Source organism: Gemmatimonadota bacterium (genome assembly GCA_026702745.1).
Lineage (GTDB): Bacteria > JAAXHH01 > JAAXHH01 > JAAXHH01 > JAAXHH01 > JAAXHH01.
This window is the reverse complement of the sequence record JAPPBT010000068.1, coordinates 95088-111548: the sequence shown is the minus strand read 5'-3', so window position 1 is coordinate 111548 and position 16461 is coordinate 95088. Positions and strand designations below refer to the sequence as shown.

Below are 16461 nucleotides of genomic sequence, written 5' to 3'. Positions count from 1 at the left end.
GAGAGGCTGTCGAAGTCATAGGCGCCTTTGGCGGCATCGGTGATCGTCGTCTGGCTGTGCACGTTCAGTGCTGCCATGGAAAGGATCAGGAGGCCGAGGAGCGTCCTCAGGGCGAAATGGCATAAGCGTCTTTGCATGATGAGGTCCTTTACAATGGTTACTGCGGTCCGGTGCTTGCGCGAAATGCGCATGGTCAACGTGTGGATGTAGTGGGTGAAAACTGGCATGATGCGCTCCTTGACAGCGGATGGAACGGCCATCCGGCCTGGATCTGGGCAACTCGTTATCGGGACGTGAGACTGATGTCTTTTGCGGGCATAGAAAACCCCGTGCCGAGAGACGATCAGAAGTAGCACGGGGACGCATGAAGGTCCGCGGGGTGCGGGTCCGCTGAGGGGACGCGAGGGTATTCTGAAGCGGTTGTTTATGAGCCTATGCGAATCGCACGGGCGTTGTGGTGTTACGAGTCCTCTTTGTTGGTTTCGTCAGTCGCAATCGATTGGATTTTCCTGTAACTCCTCGTAAGGCCCCGATGGACCGGTACCTTTACCGGTCCCCGGGCGTACCGGCGCGTTGCGCGTGCAACGTCGATCACCGGTTCTGTTCCAGTTTAGACAGCCGCTGCTCCAGCGACTGGATGTACCGTTCTTGCCTGGCAAGCTGCTGTTCCTGCGCGTCGATCACCTCACGCTGGGACGAAAGCGTTCTGTGCTGGTCGATGGTGTAGAGCATCAGTTCCTCCACCTTCTCCAGCAGCCGGGTCTGCATCCGGCCGACGCTGACGCCTTCGGCTTCCATCTGTGCGCCCGGGGCGATGCCCGGCAGGTGTCCGCGTTCCCGGATGTGTTCCTTCAACGCGTCCAGGGACATGAGGTCGTAGTCCTCGTCGAAGACGTAGTCGGCGGGCGTGACATCCTCCAGGCGGATCTCCTCGGCCTTGATGCGGCCGTCCACGACGAGCCGCTCGTCCGGGTCGTCCACGCCGATGCCCACGTTGCCTTCAAGCCGGTAGACGTTGCCGGCGTCCGACACCGACCACGGACTGCCAGCTTGCACGGTGACCGTAAAGGCGGTATTCATCGTTTGTCCCAGCGTCACCGTGATCTGCGCCTGGCCTTCCGCTACGGCTGTGATCGTAAGCTCGCTGCCGCTCAGGCTCAAAGTCACAACTTCCGTGTCCGGCGTAGTCGCTCCGAACTCAAGCGTTCCGATCATGCCGGTAACGAAGGTGGACAGGTCCAGCTCGAGCTCGCAGCAGATCGCTACGGCCTGCGCCGGTATGGTCCCCAGCGTCGGTGTCGACTGGTCGGGAGCCGGTCCGGCGAACGGTTCGGCGAACGCGTCTTCGAACTTGACTGCGGCCTGTGTGCCTGGCGTGATGAGTGCCACCAGCATCGCAACGTTTAAAAACATCCTGAACATGACTTGCTCCTTTCTATGGTTAATGGTAACCCTGGTGCTTCGCGATTCCCGGGCTTTGCGGTTCCCGGGATGTGGATCCTGCCAGAAAGTCATCTTTCCCATCTCCTGAGCCGTTGCTCCAGCTCACTTACCTGCGTCTTTTGAATCTCCAGCTTCTGCTGCTGCGAGGCGAGGCGGTCGCCCTGTTCGCGAAGCTGTTCGTGCTGCGCGATGATGTAGAGCGACAGTTCCTCGATTTTCTCCAGAAGCGTGGTCTGCATCCGGCTGATGCCCAGGCCGTTGGCCTTCATCTCCGCACCGGAGGCCACACCCGGCAGATGGCCGTGTTTCCGGATGTACGAGTCCACTTCATCCAGAGAAAGGAGGTCGTAACCCTCCTCGAACACGTAGTCGGCAGGGATCATCCTCAGCCGGTACCCCTCCGCCTTGACCGTCCCGTCCACGACGAGCTTCTGGTCCGGAACTTCCACGCCGATGCCCACGTTGCCATTAAGCCGGTAGACGTGCTCACCGGAGACCGACCAGGGATAGAGACCCGGATTATCCACCGCGGCCTCCACCGTGACCATGAAGGACAGTGACACGGGATCGCATGGATCACTTTCGGCCGTATCGGTAACCGTTACCGCGATGGCCTCGATCTGGCCGGCCGCCACCGGATCGATTTTCAGGTTGGTTCCCTCGATTGCCGCCGTGGCGATTCCCGGACTTGGGGACGTTACCGTGATTTCGATATCGTCCTGATCGATGTGTTCGAAGTGTTGCGTCAGATCGATTTCCGTCGTGCCCGCGCCCGCGATCAACGTCTGGGCCGGGATGGGTGCGTCCGCGATCGCGGCTGGGCAGGGCAGGATCACGGTGACTACAAAGGACTGCTTCACAGCATCGCAATCCTGCTTGCTGACCGTAACGCTTATCGTATCCATGCCGGCGGCCGAGGGTGTTACCGTCAGCATGGCTCCCGCAAGACTGGTCGTCGTTACGCTCGTATCGGTCGAGTTGACTACGTAGATCGGGACGAAATCCACCGGAAGCGAGAAATACTGCGTCAGATCGATCTGGGCGGCGCTCCCTCCCAAGGTGAGCGTCTGATCAGCTATGCTGCCCTTCAGCATGGGACAGATTGGCGGTTCGGTGACGGTGAGTGAAGCCGTACCAGAAACATCGTCTGTCTCCGCCGTGATGGTCGTCGAACCTGCATTCACGGCCGTGGCCAGCCCCGATGAACTGATGGTCGCGACCGTGGTGTCGCTGCTCGTCCAGGTAAAGGTTTTGCCCGTTATCTCTGTACCGGCCGAGTCGGTGGCCTTCGCAGTGAACTGCTGCGTCTCGCCCTTCTGGATTGATGCCGAAGCAGGACTTACAGTCACGGTGATCTCAGGCGGTGGTGCCTGGGGGTCCACCCTGACGTTGAATACCTGGCTGACTGCGGTTCCACATCCACATCTGGAAACCGTAACCGTAACCTGGGCAGTTCCGGCGATCCCAGGAGATATAGTCAGTGTGGTGTCCGTTCGACTGGCTGTAGCCACGTCGGAATTCGATGATTCGATAGCGTAATCGATCCCGTTGCTGGCCAGGTTGGTGAAATGGGCGTTGAGGTTTACGTCGACAGTGCTTCCGCCGACTAACAGCGATACGTCTCGGCTGGGCTGGGTTTGCTTTACCGCGGGACATTCGGATGCCGAAGGCGCAGCTGCGATGTTCACGTTGAAGTCTCGCGTGACATCGGTACACCCGTCTGCACTTGCTGTAATGATGACCTTACCGGTATCTCCGTGGGTTTTGGGGTCGATGGTAAGCGTGTCTCCGGAAATACTCACATTCGCTTTAGTAGTATCCGGGTTGTTGGTACTGTAGGTCGGGCTGAAGCCTGTCGGAATCGTAAAGTAGGTCGATACGACCATCGTCACCGGATCTCCTCCCACGCAAACAAAAGGGACTTCAATGACCTCGGTGTTTGCCGTTGGACAGGATGGAGGGGGTGGAACTACTGGTGGCCCGACCGATACGTTGAAGTCCCGCGTGACGTTGGTGCACCCGGTCGCGCTGACCGTGACGATGACCTTTCCGGTATCTCCCTGGGTTATGGGCTCGATGGTAAGCGTGTCTCCAGAGATGCTCACATTCGCAATGCCCGGACTCGGGTTGTTGGCGCTGTAAGTCGCGGTGACGCCTGTCGGTATCGTAAAGTACGCCGATACGTCGATCGTTACCGAATCCCCGCCAGCGGACATGGTCGGAACTGTGATGGGGACGGTATTTACTGTCGGGCAGGAGGGAGGAGGGGGATCCTTTGGTGGTCCAACTGATACGTTGAAGTCTCTTGTGACATCAGTGCACCCGGTGGCACTGGCTGTGACGATGACCTTCCCGGTATGCCCCTGGGTTACGGGTCTGATCGTCAGCGTGTCTCCGGAGATGCTCACATTCGCAATGCCCGGGCTCGGATTTGTGGTGCTGTAGGTCGCGGTGACGCCTGTCGGTATCGTGAAGTAGGCCGATACGACCATCGTCACAGAATCTCCCCCAGCTGACATAGCTGGGACCGAGATGGGGACAGTGTTTGCCGCCGGGCAGGGTGTAGGTGTCGTATCCTCAGGCCCCACGACGACTCTGAAATCCTCCGATATACTTGCAGGTATCGGGTCGTTATCGGTTGCGGTCACCGTGACCTTGCCGATCTCTCCCTGGGACTTGGGAGCCACCGTCACCTCGCTGCCTGATATGCTGACCCTGGCTACTGAGGTATCCGGGTCGTCTACCGTAAAGGTGAGCGTGTCTGAATCAGGGTCGGAGAAAACGCCCGACACGTCGAAACGCTTCGATGGGCCTCCCACCCTGAGGTTTACGTCTGCAAAGCTGTCCACGATCTCCGGTGAACGGTTGGTCACGGATACGCTTATGGTCTGAGCGGCCGAAGCCTTGTCAATGTCTTCGGCTTTCACGGTGATCGTCGCATTTCCAGTTCTGCCGGAGGTGATCGTGACGGTGCTGCCGGACACACTGGCGGTGGCCACGGCCGTATTGGACGATGTCGCGCTGTATGTAAGCGTATCTCCATCGGGATCGGTGAATTTGCCCGAGACGTCTACGTCAAGGGTGTGCGATTTTTTGTAGAGGGAAACTCCACCGATCGATCCTCTCGTCCGCGGTGATCTGTTAAGCACAGTAACCGTAAAATCAGTTGAAACAGAATCGTCGAGCGCATCCGTAGCCGTCACCGTAACGGTCGCGTCGCCGCCGTCATTTTTGGATGCGATCGTCACGGAATTTCCGGAGACGCTGACGCTTACCATTCCCGTATTGGACGTTCTGGCCGAGAAGGTGATGGTATCGCCATCCGGATCCGAGAAGTGGCTGGATGCGTTGATGCTTGTCGAACGATTCTTGTTGAGTGATATGGCAGAAATGGCACGCGTAACCCTGGGAGGCCTGTTTTCTACCGCTACGCTGAAGCTGTGTGTTCTTCTTGCGTTGTCCGTATCTTCGGCCGTCACGGTTATTCGGGTAGAGCCGAGTATACCGGGATCAACAGAAATAGAGCTGCCTGAAACACTGACCGTGGCCACGGACGTATCACCCGACGAGGCCGTATAGGTGAGGGTGTCGTTATCTTCATCGTTGAAATGATCCGACAAGTCGACACTTTGAGCAGCCTGGTTCCTGTGGAATGTCATTGCAGGAATGATTTTCCGTAGTCCAGGAGGCCGGTTTATCACTCTGACGTCAAAGCCCTGCGTAGCGGTGGCGTCGTCGGTATCTGTCGCGGTGACGGTGATCGTGGCCGTGCCTGTTACCCCCGACCTGACCGTCACCGTGCTGCCCGATACACCGACGGTCGCCACGCTCGTTCTGGACGATGAGGCTGAGTAGGTGAGCGTGTCGCCGTTGGGATCGGAAAACTTGCTCGAAACAGACACGCTCCGTGTCTTTCCTTTTTTGTACAGGGTTACATCGGAGATGCTCCCCTCGGGCTGTGGCGGGTCGTTGACCACCGTAGCGGTGAAATCCTGCGTCGCGGTCTCTCCATCGGGGTCCCTGGCCGTGACGATGATCTTGCCCGTTGAGCCGGTAGCCACCGGTGAAATCGTGACGGTACTTCCCGATATGCTCACGGCGGCGATGGACGGACTCGGGCTATTCACCGAATAGGTAAGCGTGTCGCCGTCCGGATCGGAGAACTTGCCCGAAACGCTTCGTGTGGCCGAGGATCCGCCCTTGCTGAGGGAGACATCCGAAATGGATCCCACGGCCGTGGGCGCCCTGTTCGGCGTCGGAGGCGGTGGTGGCGGATTGCTCACCGTGGCGGTGAAGTCCTGGGTAGCGGTGAGGCCGCCCGGGTCCCTGGCCGTTACGATGATCTTGCCGGTCGTGCCTGCTGCTTTGGGCTTCACCGTGACGGTGCTTCCCGAGATGCTCACGCCGGCGATGGACGGATTCGGGTTATTCACCGAATAAGTGAGCGTGTCACCATCCGGATCGGTGAACTTGCCCGATACGCTTCGTGTGGCCGAGGTGCCCCCCACCTGCAGCGTCACATTGGAGATGGACCCCACGGCCGTGGGTGCGCGGTTCACTGGCGGGGGATTCTCCACGGTTGCGGTGAAGTCCTGGGTGGCGGTCAGGCCGCCCGGGTCCCTGGCCGTGACGATGATTTTGCCGGTCGTGCCGGCGGCCACGGGCGCGATCGTGACGGTGCTTCCCGAGATGCTCACCGAGACGATCAACGTGTCCGGATCGTTTACCGAATAGGTAAGGGCGTCACCGTCCGGATCGGAGAACTTGCCCGACACGCTTCGCGTGGCCGAAGAGCCTCCCACCCGCAGCGTTACATTGGAGATGGATCCCACGGCCGTGGGCGTCCTGTTCGGCGGCGGGGCGTTCTCCACGGAGACGTTGAAGTCCTGGGTGGCGGTGAGCCCGCCCGGGTCCTCGGCGGTGACGACGATCTTGCCGGTCGTGCCCACCGCGACGGGCGCGATCGTGACGGTGCTTCCCGATATACTCACCGTGGCGACCGTCGGACTCGGGTTGTTCACCGAATAGGTGAGTGTGTCGTCATTGGGATCTGAAAAGTACGAAGAGGCGTTGACCGTCGCCGAGGAGCCTCCGACATACAGCGTCCCGACGTCGATGTAGTCCACCGTTTCCGGCGCCTGGTTCTGCGGAGGCGCCGGGCCGAAGGGAGACCCCGGCACTGCCCCGCGCGCGGCCTGTCCCGGTCCGGTCGCGAGCAGCAAAAGAGTCAGTAGTACGCGAAACATGACATTTCCTTTCATGGTGTGCATCCGTTGGTGGATGAGTGTTTCCGGCCGGACCCTCGTCCGTTCCGGGTGGTCAATAGCTCCATATCGCCGGACGGGGTATACCCGGCGCCTTGTCGAGATCGTCGAGGTGCACGTAGCGGCTTCGGAAGTCTCCCCGCTGCCGGATGCCGACGCCGGTGAAACCGAACATGAGCGCCATGCGGACGAGCCGGTGCGCCTTGTCGCCCGAAATGGCGATGTCCACGGCCCGGCCGGCCAGGTGAGCGGAACGGGGACGGCCCCCCACCTTCGCGTTGTGCGCCGGCGACCGGTACGCCGACGTGATGATAAGCGGGAAACCGAATTCCTGGCGCAGCGCCACGAGCCGGAGCATGAAGCGCTCGTCCATCTCGTGCCGGCCGGTGTCCGGCGAGGAAAGGACCTGGTTCGGGAAGAACGGCCATGACTTCATCTGCAAACCTCCTTGTCTTCCCTCCCTCGCGTCGAGGGGCGCAGACTTCGGAGAGGGAAGACCTTTGTGTACTGCGGTGAACGATACGATTGCCGATGCCCCATCATTCCTGCTCCCTGTGCCTGTCGAGCACGACCTCGTAGATCAGATCGATCTTGGCGGTCAGGTTCTCGATGTCCCGTTCGATCTTCGACAGGCGGACCTCGCGCATGGTCATGCGGTCGACAAAGGGAGCGATGAACTTGAAGATGAAAATCCAGAGTGCGGTCAGGACGCCGACGACGACGATCCAGACTGAGATGTTTTCGGGCATTTTGACTTTCTCCGGCTCATGCCTCGAGCCCGGTAGAGCGGTGAAAAGCGCGATGCAGCGGGCGAGCGCCCAGTCGCGTATCGCTTCCAGGCGCGCCGCCGGCCGTGTGTTCGAGCGAGTCGGTTTTTCGGGAAAGGACATAAAAAAACCCCGTGCCGTAGGTGGATCAGAAGTGGCACGGGGACGCTTGAAGGTCCGCGGGGTGCGGGTCCGCTAAGGGACGCGAGGGTATTCTGATGCGGTTTTCAGTGACGCCCGCGCTCCTGGCACGGGCAGCATGACAGTACTATACATGTGTATAGCATATCTGTCAAGCGGGTTTTTCAAAAAAACGCGATTTGTTTCCTTTTTTGCTGCAGTGGCCTTTACTGCAGTGACCGCTTAAGCTCCTTTCATTGTGCCTGGTTGTTTGCCTTGCACCTGCGGCACCGGATGCTCCAGGGTCGGGTGAAGTACTTGCCCAGCATGCGGCCGCACTTCCAGCACCTCGGCTCGTAGTCCGTAACGGGGTCCGAAATCTTGGATTCGTCTTCGGGGTGCTCGGCCTGATTTCCGCCGGATTCCGGTTCATCCGGGTGCTCGCACCCGTTCCCGCGCGGTGAAACGGTGGTACATTCCCGGTCAAGCCGGTTTCCGCACACCGGGCAGTTCCAGTAGGGACGATCGCCGGTCACGAGAGACATGGACTGGCCGCAGCACTGGGGAATGTTGGAGACGGTCATGAGAAAAGCCTTTCTCCGTCCTCCGGACGGCATAAACCATGCAGGAATGTTCGAATCCTGCACGGTTGAAAGTTATGAAATATGTACAAAACTAATGTTTAGTTAAGAGCGGAATATGTCAACAGGTTTTTTATTCGATTGGGTCCGGGAATTTGGCGCAAATTACCCGCATTAGCCCGTTTCCGGCGTGCCGCGAATACCGAAAGTTATTGTAAACGTACGGGTTGCGAGGAACGGCTGTTGGAAGGGGGTTGTTCGAGGGCGGGCGGGGGACATTCACCGGACAGACGGACGGTATACTATTGCGTCAGGGGGAGTTACGGGCTTTCTGATATTTGAGGAAGAAAAAACTTCATTCCGGTAACCGGGCGCGGTCGCCATTCTGGCACACGTTGCATACGCAGACCCTTCGTCTAGGGACCTGAGTCTAGGGACCTTCGTCGATCCACGCGACGACCTGGGGCATATCCGCGGGAGTACGCTGGGTTCTGAGGCGGTCCAGCGCATCCGCCGCACGGTAGGCTGCTTCTATATCATCGGTTTCAAACGCCTGGCCGGTATGGTGCAGATACAACTCGGCCGGGGTCGCGAGGGCCGCGGCCGCGGACAGCCCGCCCAGGCGCCGCAGCACCGGAATGAACAGCCTGCTTTCGTACGCCTCATCGCTGTCCGTCTCGAATCGGTCGGCGTCGATCACGGCGCGGTCGATGTGGGGCGAAAGACCGCAGGCCAGCAGGCACCACGGACCGGCCGCGCCGATGCCGACCAGGGACACCGAGGCAACGCCGCCGGTTCGCCGAAGCCAGGCGACGGCCGTAAGGATGTCCTGCACGCGGTTCGCGGTCGTGGTGCGGTTGTAGGTCGAGAAGTAGGCGTGTTCCCCGGAGGCCGGTTCGCGGTCCGCCGGGTCAATGCCCGCCGGGTCTCTTTCCTCACTCTCATTGTCCGCCAGGTCCGTGAGAAAGACGTCCGCCGACAGGACGAGCAGGCCCTTGCCCAGCAGGTGCTGAACAAGCGGGCCGGGATCCCGCCCGTTATCCTGCGTCATTGCCGACGCGCCGTCGGGATGAACCACGAGGACGGCGCCGTGAAGAGGGTCCGGCGGGCGAAATTCGATGAAGGGAACCCGATCGCCGAAGCGCTGCCATCCCATGAATCCTGACTGGACCATACAGGAATCGGACCGGTGCATGCCCAGGCAGGTCGCGACCAGGTCGCCGTCGGCCGCGTTGGGGGATCCGATGATCGATCGGAATCCGGCCGACATGACCTGCCGGAACCTGCGCAGCGACCTGGCGTCGGAGGGCTTCATCTTATTGAGCTGCTTCCGGGCGCGATCGATCCATACGTCCGTCAACCCCTCTTCGTCGACCCAGTCTTCCGGCCGGTTTTCGGCCGTAACCGCCAGCATCGATTCCGGCGGTTCCGGTTCGACGGGCCGCTCCGAAAACTGATTGCCGCTTTCGCTGTCCAGCATCCACCTGCCGAACCAGGCGTACACGGCCTCCCTGCTGGCGGCATTGTAGTTATGGCCCGCGTCGATCTGCACCTGCGTCAGGTGATCCTCCGCGTCGTAGAGCGCATAGACCGCCCGGATGGCCGGGTACTCCAGCTCGGGCGTATTTACCGTCCAGTCTCCCGTGGCGGACACCAGCAGCAGCGGCCGCGGCGCGGCGAGGGCGGCGATCTCCATGTTGTTTGTTTCGATGCGGAGATTGGGGCCGTTCTCGCAGATGCATCCGCCCTGCATGTGCGCCGACACCATGTTCACGGGCGCGGCAGCCCGAACGCGGTCGTCCACGGCGGTGAGCATGAAGGTCTGCGTCCCGCCGCCCGAGGCCCCGGTGCATGCGATGCGGCTGTTGTCCACGTCCGGCAGCGACTGGAGGAGATCGACGGAACGCATGCCGTTCCAGAGCTGCAGCCCCATGAGGCTGAGTCCCCAGAGCTGCTTCCGGTCGTCGCCGAACGTCCGGTGGTCCAGTTGCGTGCTGTCGTTGTAGCCGGCCATGGACCACGCGAAGGCCACGTAACCCTGGAGGGCGAAGTTGATGCACCGGGCCGGTATGGACCCATCGGGCTCGTGGGCCAGCCTGCCCTCCTTCCAGTGGCCGTGGGGATTCAGGATAGCCGGGCGGGGGCTGTCGGGGCTTGAGCCTTCGTCCCCGGCGGGGCGGTACAGGTTCCCGGTCACGTAGAATCCCGGCAGACTCTGGAATCGTACGTTCTCGATGCTGTACCCATCGCGTTCGACGCGGTGCGTGATCTCCGCGTTCAGCGGGCTGCGGGCGGGGTTCGGCCAGAGCCCCATGCTGACCAGGATATGCTCCCTGAGCGACCGGGCGCGCTTCTCCCAGGCTTCCTTCGTGGTAGGCGCGACGAACTCGCAGGGCAGGTTCAGGTGGCGTATCTCGGTCCTGCGGCGGTCGACGGGAGGCAGGGGATCATGGCTGTACATGGAGGGCTCCGAAGAGTAAAACCAGGCGGTGCACGCGAGAATCGCTCAGGATACGTTCCAGGGCCCGCCCGGCCGCTGGTACTCCGCGCCTGCGGGCGGGAGGAACTGGCGAAGATGCCGGCATCCCAGGGCGAATCCGGCCAGCCCGGGCATGCCGCGGTCCTCGTTCTCGACGCAGAGCACGTAGTCATATCCCGACTCGACCAGGGCGCCGATGACGGTGCCCCAGTTCAGCTGGCCCCGACCCGGCACGCGGTACTGCCACCACCAGTTGCCGATGATGCCCTGGCGAAGCAGCATGCGCGGGCTCACCTCGGCGTCCTTCACGTCCGCGTAGACCCACTTGCCCGCGAACATGCGGATGGCGTCCTCGGCGGGCAGGATCATCATCCACAGCCAGTGGGAAGGATCGCAGGAAAGGCCCAGGTGATCGGACGGCACCGCGTCGAGCACCCGCTCCCACATCTCCGGGTTGCAGGCGATGTTCCCCATGCGCACCGCGCCGTCCAGGGCGATGGTGACGCCGTGGTCTTCGGCCAGCTTCACGATGGGCGTATAACGCGCCTTAAACCGTTCCACCAGTTCCAAGGACCGGTCGCCGGGGTTCCCGGGCGGGGACGAAAACTGCCCGTAGAAGTGCCAGCCCACGGGACTGCCCGCGTGGGTGACGACCACGGGAACGCCCAGGGCCGAAGCCGCCAGGATGGCCTTGCGGAGCCGGTCCTCCGCCGCGTCCGCCTGCGCCACGTCGTCGTCCAGCAGGTTATTGTGGGCCGACAGCGCGGCCAGGTAGACGCCATGCGACTTCAGCGTGTCGTTGACCTCGCCGGGCCCGTCGGCGAGGATGCGGTCCGGTTCGACGGCCCCTCCGGCCGAAAGCCGCACCGCGTCGAACCCGTTCTCCTTCGCCCAGCCGGCGCATTCCGCCAGGGACCAGGCGTCCCCTCCCACGCTCGTGAAAAAACTGAGGTCCATGGTTACCCGCCCGGGCGCTGCGCGTTCACCGCCAGTCTGTTCAGCCGGACGTACCAGGCGCCCGATTCCGGTTTGCGGTACTTGTCGCCGATTTCGTCGAGGGCCACTTCGTCCGATTCCAGGACCGCGTGCAGCGCCGCCCTCCAGTCCACGGCGCCCCGGTTCTTCCGGTAGCGGACGTTGAGCAGCCTGCCGCTGCGTCCCTCCTCCGGGGTGAGGTCCAGCAGCGCTTTGCGCGCCGCATCGAGATCGGCCCTGGCGGCCTCGAGCCGCTTCAGGCACTGCACGTAGTCGTGTTCGGCGCGCTCCCAGTCGTCCCTGGAATCCATGTAGATGATCCTTGTCGATGTTTCTTGAATACGTGTGCTGAATGTAAAAAGGGTGTTATGCGGCGGCAGCTTGCGTTATACGGCGGCAGCGCACCCGGACCGCTTCGCCCACCTAAGCCGATTCGTATCGGTCCGTCGGCGTCTTGACCAGTTCCAGCGAGGGAATGTACCCTTCGTTTTCGATGTAGTAATGGGCGTGATCGTGGCATCCGGGCGGCTTCGTCCCGTCGAACACACTGATTGTGAAATCTTCGCTGTTCGTCCCGGCGCAACCGTGTTCGAATCCCGCGGGGATCATCCAGACGTCGCCTGCTTCCAGGGCGAAATCCTCCCGGTTGCAGTCGTGATCGATCCAGAATCCCGTCCCGCTCCCTTTCAGTATCAGCCAGGTCTCGTCATGGTCGTGGAAGTGCTTCTCGCACGTGGGCAGGAGGAAGCCGCCCTTCATCAAGGCTTTGTGGTGGGCCATCGGAGTTCCTTTCGGATTTGCGTGGCGTTGCGTTAAGCGAACGGATCATCGAAAGTCGCGGTTTTTCGAACAACGAAAGCGGCGGTAAACAGACTATCAAAAGTCGCGGTTATCCGACCGTCTGAAACTGCTGCCATTATTCGAATGACTTTACAAAAGTGTATTATAAGACCCCCTTAACGATACATCAAGGATCAATGGGAGGTGTGATCCCATGTGTAGTCATGACGCGGAGTCCTTAAAAATGGTATCCACCTCCGTAAAACGAACCACGCGGGCATCGGGCAGGTCCGGGGTTAGGTCGCCCGCGTAGACGACGTATCCCTTCCGCGCGGCGGGCGCGAATTTACGGAATCGCGTGATCCCTTTAACGAATTCCATATTGAAGGTCATGGCCGACTTGATCTCAATCGGGATCAACTCCCGATTCCGCCTGAACAGCAGGTCGACTTCATCGCCCCGGTTGTCGCGGTAGAAGTAGAGTTCGGGTTCTTTCCCCGCGTTGAGTCTGTATTTCAAGGCTTCGATGACGACCATGTTCTCGAAGAGATTGCCGATCAGCGGGTCCCGGGCCGCCTGTTCCGGAGATTCGATACCGAGCAGGTAGGAAGCCAGTCCGACATCGGTGAAATAGATTTTCGGCGATTTGATGATGCGCTTGCCGAAGTTCTCGAAATAGGGATTCAACCTGAAGACGGCGTGCGACGCTTCCAATACCGATAGCCATTCCTTCAGCGTGGTGCTCGACACGCCCAGGTCGCCGGCCAGCGCGTGGAGGTTCAGTACCTGGCCGACGCGGCCGGCCAACAGGCGCATGAAGTGTTCGAAATCCGTCAGCCTTCGGATGTTTATCATTTGCCTGATGTCGCGCTCGATGTAAGTTTGACAGTAGCTGCGGTAGAGTCGGGTCGGATCGACGTTTTCGTCGTACAGCCTCGGCATGAATCCCTGGTGTATGTACTCGTCCCGCGTGCAGCGGATGCCGGCGGCTTCGAGTTCCGAAATCGACAGGGGCAGCAGGCGCAGGAGGGCGGTTCGGCCGGCCAGGGATTGGGAGACCGCTTCCTGCAGGCGCAACTGGTGGCTGCCCGTGAGAATGAACTGCCCGCGTTCCCGGCTGCTGTCGGCAAGGACCTGGATGACGGACAGCAGTTCGGGTACGCGTTGGATCTCGTCGACGATGACGGGTGGCGGAAACTGGGAGAAGAAGGCGTGCGGATCGCCCATGGCAAGCTGGCGCGCATCGGGCGCTTCCAGGTTCGCGTAGGCGTGCCCGGGGAAATGCATCCTTGCCAGCGTGGTTTTGCCCGCCTGACGCGGCCCGATGATGGTCACCACGGGAAATTCCGCCGCGGTTGCGGTCAGTTCTCCGGCGATTTGTCTTGAAATCATGGCAACAGTCCCGGTTCTTGTTTAATACCTTCGCATGAGATCAAAATATCGGACTTCTGTACAATTTTCAAGTTCAATTTGAAATTTGTACAAAAACACGCTTCAAAACGCCGCTTGCATCACCATAAGTTCCATTCGGAATGAGGCGCCCACATGCCAGACTACCTGACCCTCGACCTGTCCGCACTGTGTAACGCCGGTCTCGACGTCCTGGATGAGAAGCCCAACACGCCCATCGGCGAACAACTGTGCCGCGGCCTGCCCTTCCGGGTAAACGACGATCCCGCGAACTGCTTCATCGCATTCGATAAGGCCTCCGGCGGAGTGACCATTCCCGTCAACAGCCGGGCTACGGGCCTGATCCTGGCCCATCGCCTGCTGAAATCCGACCTGATGGAGGGCGGTCCGCTGGGGATCCCCGTGGCGGAATACGTGTTCCGGCTGAAGGGCGGCAAGGAGGGCGGCAAGGAGAGCGGCGAGGAGATCCGCGTGCCCATCCGCGAGCGTTTTGAGATCGGCCATATCTCCCTGGGGGGCAAGCCTTTTATCGCCCTCACGGATCGGGGCCCGGTGAAGATGCGGCGTTACGCGGGGGACAACTGGGGCAACTCGGGCAAGCGCCAGACGGAAGTCACGGGCGACTATTCCCGGGGATACTACCTCTGGGCCTGGCGGAACCCCCATCCCGACCGCGAGATCGTATCGTTGGAGGTCATCCCGGCCGGGCCGCCTTTCATCATCGCCGGACTGACGGTTTCGCAGGCCAACGAGCATCCTTTCGTTCGCCAGGGGAAACGCGAGGCACGCCTTACGCTGACCGATCCCGAGGACGCCGAAAAGCCCTTCGACCTGCGCGTGGACGTGGACCGGGGTGTCGCCTCCTACGTCCATCCCTTGCCCGAGGCATCGGCCGATGACTTCGTCGGCGACGATTTCGCCGGCTGGGGCGAGGCGCAGAACCCGAAGTCGAGCCCGGCCTACTTCGAAGTGGCGGCCATCCCGTCCGCGACGGTGTCGGTGAAGCAGGGCGAGGAAACCGTCGGCGAGGTCAAATGGGGGGACGTCGAGCAGAAGAAGGTGGTCGAGACGCCGCGCATGCGCGTGGAGCTTCTGGACCGGGGCCGGAACTGGGTAAACGTCAACGTCCTCGATGACGACACGGGAAGGCCGGTCCCCTGTCGCGTCCATTTCCGCTCGCCCGAAGGCATCCCCTACCAGCCCTACGGCCACCACAACCAGGTCAACTCCAACCTGGACACCTGGCACATCGACATCGGCGGGGATCTCCGGCTGGGACAGATCACCTACGCCTACATCGACGGGAAGTGCCAGGGGTGGCTGCCCCGCGGCGAGGTCATCGTGGACGTGGCGCGGGGGTTCGAGTACGAGCCGCTGCGGACCCGGGTGAAGATCGAACCGGGCCAGCAGGACCTGACCCTTCGCCTGAAGCGCTGGGTGAACATGAACGCGCAAGGCTGGTACAGCGGGGATTCGCACGTCCACTTCCTCTCGACGCAGGGCAGCCACACCGAGTCCCAGGGGGAGGACCTGAACATCGTGAACCTGCTGCCCTCGCAGTGGGGCAATCTGTTCACGAACACGGAGGATTTCACGGGCCGGCCGAGCGTCTCGCAGGACGGGAACAACATCGTCTACGTGGGCCAGGAGAACCGACAGCACTTCCTGGGCCACCTCATCCTCTGGGGCCTGAAGGAACCGGTGATGCCCTGGTGCACCGACGGTCCGGGCGAGGCGGAGCTGGGCGGCACCCTCGAGATCACCATGAGCGACTGGGCGGACCAGTGCCACGCGCAGGGCGGCTCGGTCATCATCCCCCATCTTCCGAACCCGAACGGCGAACCCGCGGCGCTCATCGCCACGGGCCGCGTGGACGGCGTGGAGATGCTGCGCCACCAACCCTTCAACCACATCGAATATTACCGCTATCTCAACTGCGGGTACAAGCTGCCGCTGGTGGGCGGCACGGACAAGATGAGCAGCGACGTGCCCGTCGGCCTGTACCGCACCTACGCCTACATGCCCGACCAGGACTTCACCTACGACAACTGGTGCAACGCCGTCTCGCAGGGGCGCACCTTCCACAGCGGCGGTCCCATCATCCACCTCTCCGTGGACGGGCACCAGGTGGGCGACACGGTGCAGGTGTCGGGTCCGGGCACGGTGGAGGTCCAGGCCTGGTCGGAGAGCATCTTCCCGATCCACACGCTGGAAATCGTCCAGGGCGGACGCGTCGTGGCCTCCACGGAGGACCGCAACGGAACGCGCCGCCTGGAGCTGAAGGCCCACGTGAAGGTGGACGGGCACACCTGGCTGGCCGCGAGATGCGCGGGGCCGGATTATAGCAGCGTGCCCCATCACGACGGCTGGGGACGGGGGATCTTCGCCCACACCTCGCCGATCTACATCGCCTGCGGGGGCGAGTGGTGGATGTTCGACCGGGACGCCGCCCAGTACATGCTCACCCTCATCGACGGCGACCTGCAGTACATCTGCCGGACCGCAGTGCGGCACGAGCCCGGCACGGCCACGCATCATCACGGCGAGGAAGACCATCTCGCCTACCTGGAGCGGCCCTTTGTCGAAGCCCGGGAGGCGATTCACCGCAGGATGCACCAGCTGGGGATACCGCATTAGTGGCC

The 16461-nt window shown here is 61.6% G+C and carries 15 protein-coding genes; 4 read left to right on the top strand and 11 right to left on the bottom strand.

From position 1 onward, the window contains the following. The 3 genes from OXH56_12055 to OXH56_12045 form a co-directional block, all read right to left on the bottom strand. The coding region (locus tag OXH56_12055) for a hypothetical protein (protein MCY3556039.1) at positions 1-227 on the bottom strand (227 nt) is incomplete at its 3' end. Positions 228-591: 364 nt separating this feature from the next. Further along, positions 592-1413 carry a hypothetical protein gene (locus OXH56_12050; protein ID MCY3556038.1) on the bottom strand — a complete coding sequence of 274 codons (822 nt, stop codon included), beginning with the start codon at positions 1411-1413 and terminating at the stop codon, positions 592-594. A gap of 98 nt (positions 1414-1511) precedes the next feature. After that, a complete protein-coding gene (locus OXH56_12045) occupies positions 1512-5675 on the bottom strand; it encodes an Ig-like domain-containing protein (protein MCY3556037.1) in 4164 nt (1387 codons plus the stop codon). Between OXH56_12045 and OXH56_12040 the strand changes: the two genes are divergently transcribed. From OXH56_12040 to OXH56_12030, 3 genes are read left to right on the top strand one after another with little or no spacing between them, the layout of a single operon-like run. After that, positions 5665-5883 (top strand): hypothetical protein, encoded by a 219-nt coding sequence (locus tag OXH56_12040; protein ID MCY3556036.1) that lies wholly within the window; start codon positions 5665-5667, stop codon positions 5881-5883. The genes OXH56_12045 and OXH56_12040 overlap by 11 nt on opposite strands. A 30-nt stretch (positions 5884-5913) precedes the next feature. Continuing rightward, positions 5914-6177, top strand: a complete 264-nt coding sequence (locus tag OXH56_12035; GenBank protein ID MCY3556035.1) for a hypothetical protein — start codon at positions 5914-5916, stop codon at positions 6175-6177. A 30-nt stretch (positions 6178-6207) separates the two neighbouring features. Further along, positions 6208-6471: a hypothetical protein gene (locus tag OXH56_12030; protein ID MCY3556034.1), complete on the top strand. Its 264-nt coding sequence runs from the start codon at positions 6208-6210 to the stop codon at positions 6469-6471. Between the two features lie 291 nt (positions 6472-6762). On the opposite strand, the gene OXH56_12025 is transcribed toward OXH56_12030, so the two are convergent. The 8 genes from OXH56_12025 to OXH56_11990 all read right to left on the bottom strand — a co-directional run bounded on the left by OXH56_12025 (position 6763) and on the right by OXH56_11990 (position 13801). Continuing rightward, entirely contained in the window at positions 6763-7143 is a 381-nt protein-coding gene (locus OXH56_12025; protein ID MCY3556033.1) for a D-Ala-D-Ala carboxypeptidase family metallohydrolase, read from the bottom strand. 103 nt (positions 7144-7246) lie between these two features. Further along, positions 7247-7456 carry a hypothetical protein gene (locus OXH56_12020; GenBank protein ID MCY3556032.1) on the bottom strand — a complete coding sequence of 70 codons (210 nt, stop codon included), beginning with the start codon at positions 7454-7456 and terminating at the stop codon, positions 7247-7249. Positions 7457-7848: 392 nt separating this feature from the next. Further along, a complete protein-coding gene (locus OXH56_12015; protein ID MCY3556031.1) occupies positions 7849-8178 on the bottom strand; it encodes a hypothetical protein in 330 nt (109 codons plus the stop codon). Between the two features lie 427 nt (positions 8179-8605). Then, complete coding sequence (locus tag OXH56_12010) at positions 8606-10636, bottom strand: acetylxylan esterase (GenBank protein ID MCY3556030.1); 2031 nt, start codon at positions 10634-10636, stop codon at positions 8606-8608. Between the two features lie 45 nt (positions 10637-10681). After that, the gene (locus tag OXH56_12005) at positions 10682-11611 is read right to left on the bottom strand and encodes a sugar phosphate isomerase/epimerase (protein MCY3556029.1); all 930 of its coding nucleotides are present in this window, start codon (positions 11609-11611) and stop codon (positions 10682-10684) included. 2 nt (positions 11612-11613) lie between these two features. Next, positions 11614-11940: a hypothetical protein gene (locus tag OXH56_12000; GenBank protein MCY3556028.1), complete on the bottom strand. Its 327-nt coding sequence runs from the start codon at positions 11938-11940 to the stop codon at positions 11614-11616. Between the two features lie 112 nt (positions 11941-12052). After that, complete coding sequence (locus OXH56_11995) at positions 12053-12409, bottom strand: cupin domain-containing protein (protein MCY3556027.1); 357 nt, start codon at positions 12407-12409, stop codon at positions 12053-12055. 222 nt (positions 12410-12631) lie between these two features. After that, complete coding sequence (locus OXH56_11990) at positions 12632-13801, bottom strand: ATP-binding protein (protein MCY3556026.1); 1170 nt, start codon at positions 13799-13801, stop codon at positions 12632-12634. Between the two features lie 153 nt (positions 13802-13954). Between OXH56_11990 and OXH56_11985 the strand changes: the two genes are divergently transcribed. After that, complete coding sequence (locus tag OXH56_11985) at positions 13955-16456, top strand: CehA/McbA family metallohydrolase (protein MCY3556025.1); 2502 nt, start codon at positions 13955-13957, stop codon at positions 16454-16456. The last annotated feature ends 5 nt before the right edge of the window (positions 16457-16461 follow it).

Coding starts and splice junctions, on each gene's coding strand:
- OXH56_12010 (MCY3556030.1), bottom strand. CDS start 10,636: ATGTACAGCCATGATCCCCTGCCTCCCGTCGACCGCCGCAGGACCGAG.
- OXH56_11990 (MCY3556026.1), bottom strand. CDS start 13,801: ATGATTTCAAGACAAATCGCCGGAGAACTGACCGCAACCGCGGCGGAA.
- OXH56_11985 (MCY3556025.1), top strand. CDS start 13,955: ATGCCAGACTACCTGACCCTCGACCTGTCCGCACTGTGTAACGCCGGT.
- OXH56_12005 (MCY3556029.1), bottom strand. CDS start 11,611: ATGGACCTCAGTTTTTTCACGAGCGTGGGAGGGGACGCCTGGTCCCTG.
- OXH56_12025 (MCY3556033.1), bottom strand. CDS start 7,143: ATGAAGTCATGGCCGTTCTTCCCGAACCAGGTCCTTTCCTCGCCGGAC.
- OXH56_12050 (MCY3556038.1), bottom strand. CDS start 1,413: ATGTTTTTAAACGTTGCGATGCTGGTGGCACTCATCACGCCAGGCACA.
- OXH56_12040 (MCY3556036.1), top strand. CDS start 5,665: ATGGATCCCACGGCCGTGGGCGCCCTGTTCGGCGTCGGAGGCGGTGGT.
- OXH56_12000 (MCY3556028.1), bottom strand. CDS start 11,940: ATGGATTCCAGGGACGACTGGGAGCGCGCCGAACACGACTACGTGCAG.
- OXH56_12020 (MCY3556032.1), bottom strand. CDS start 7,456: ATGCCCGAAAACATCTCAGTCTGGATCGTCGTCGTCGGCGTCCTGACC.
- OXH56_12015 (MCY3556031.1), bottom strand. CDS start 8,178: ATGACCGTCTCCAACATTCCCCAGTGCTGCGGCCAGTCCATGTCTCTC.
- OXH56_11995 (MCY3556027.1), bottom strand. CDS start 12,409: ATGGCCCACCACAAAGCCTTGATGAAGGGCGGCTTCCTCCTGCCCACG.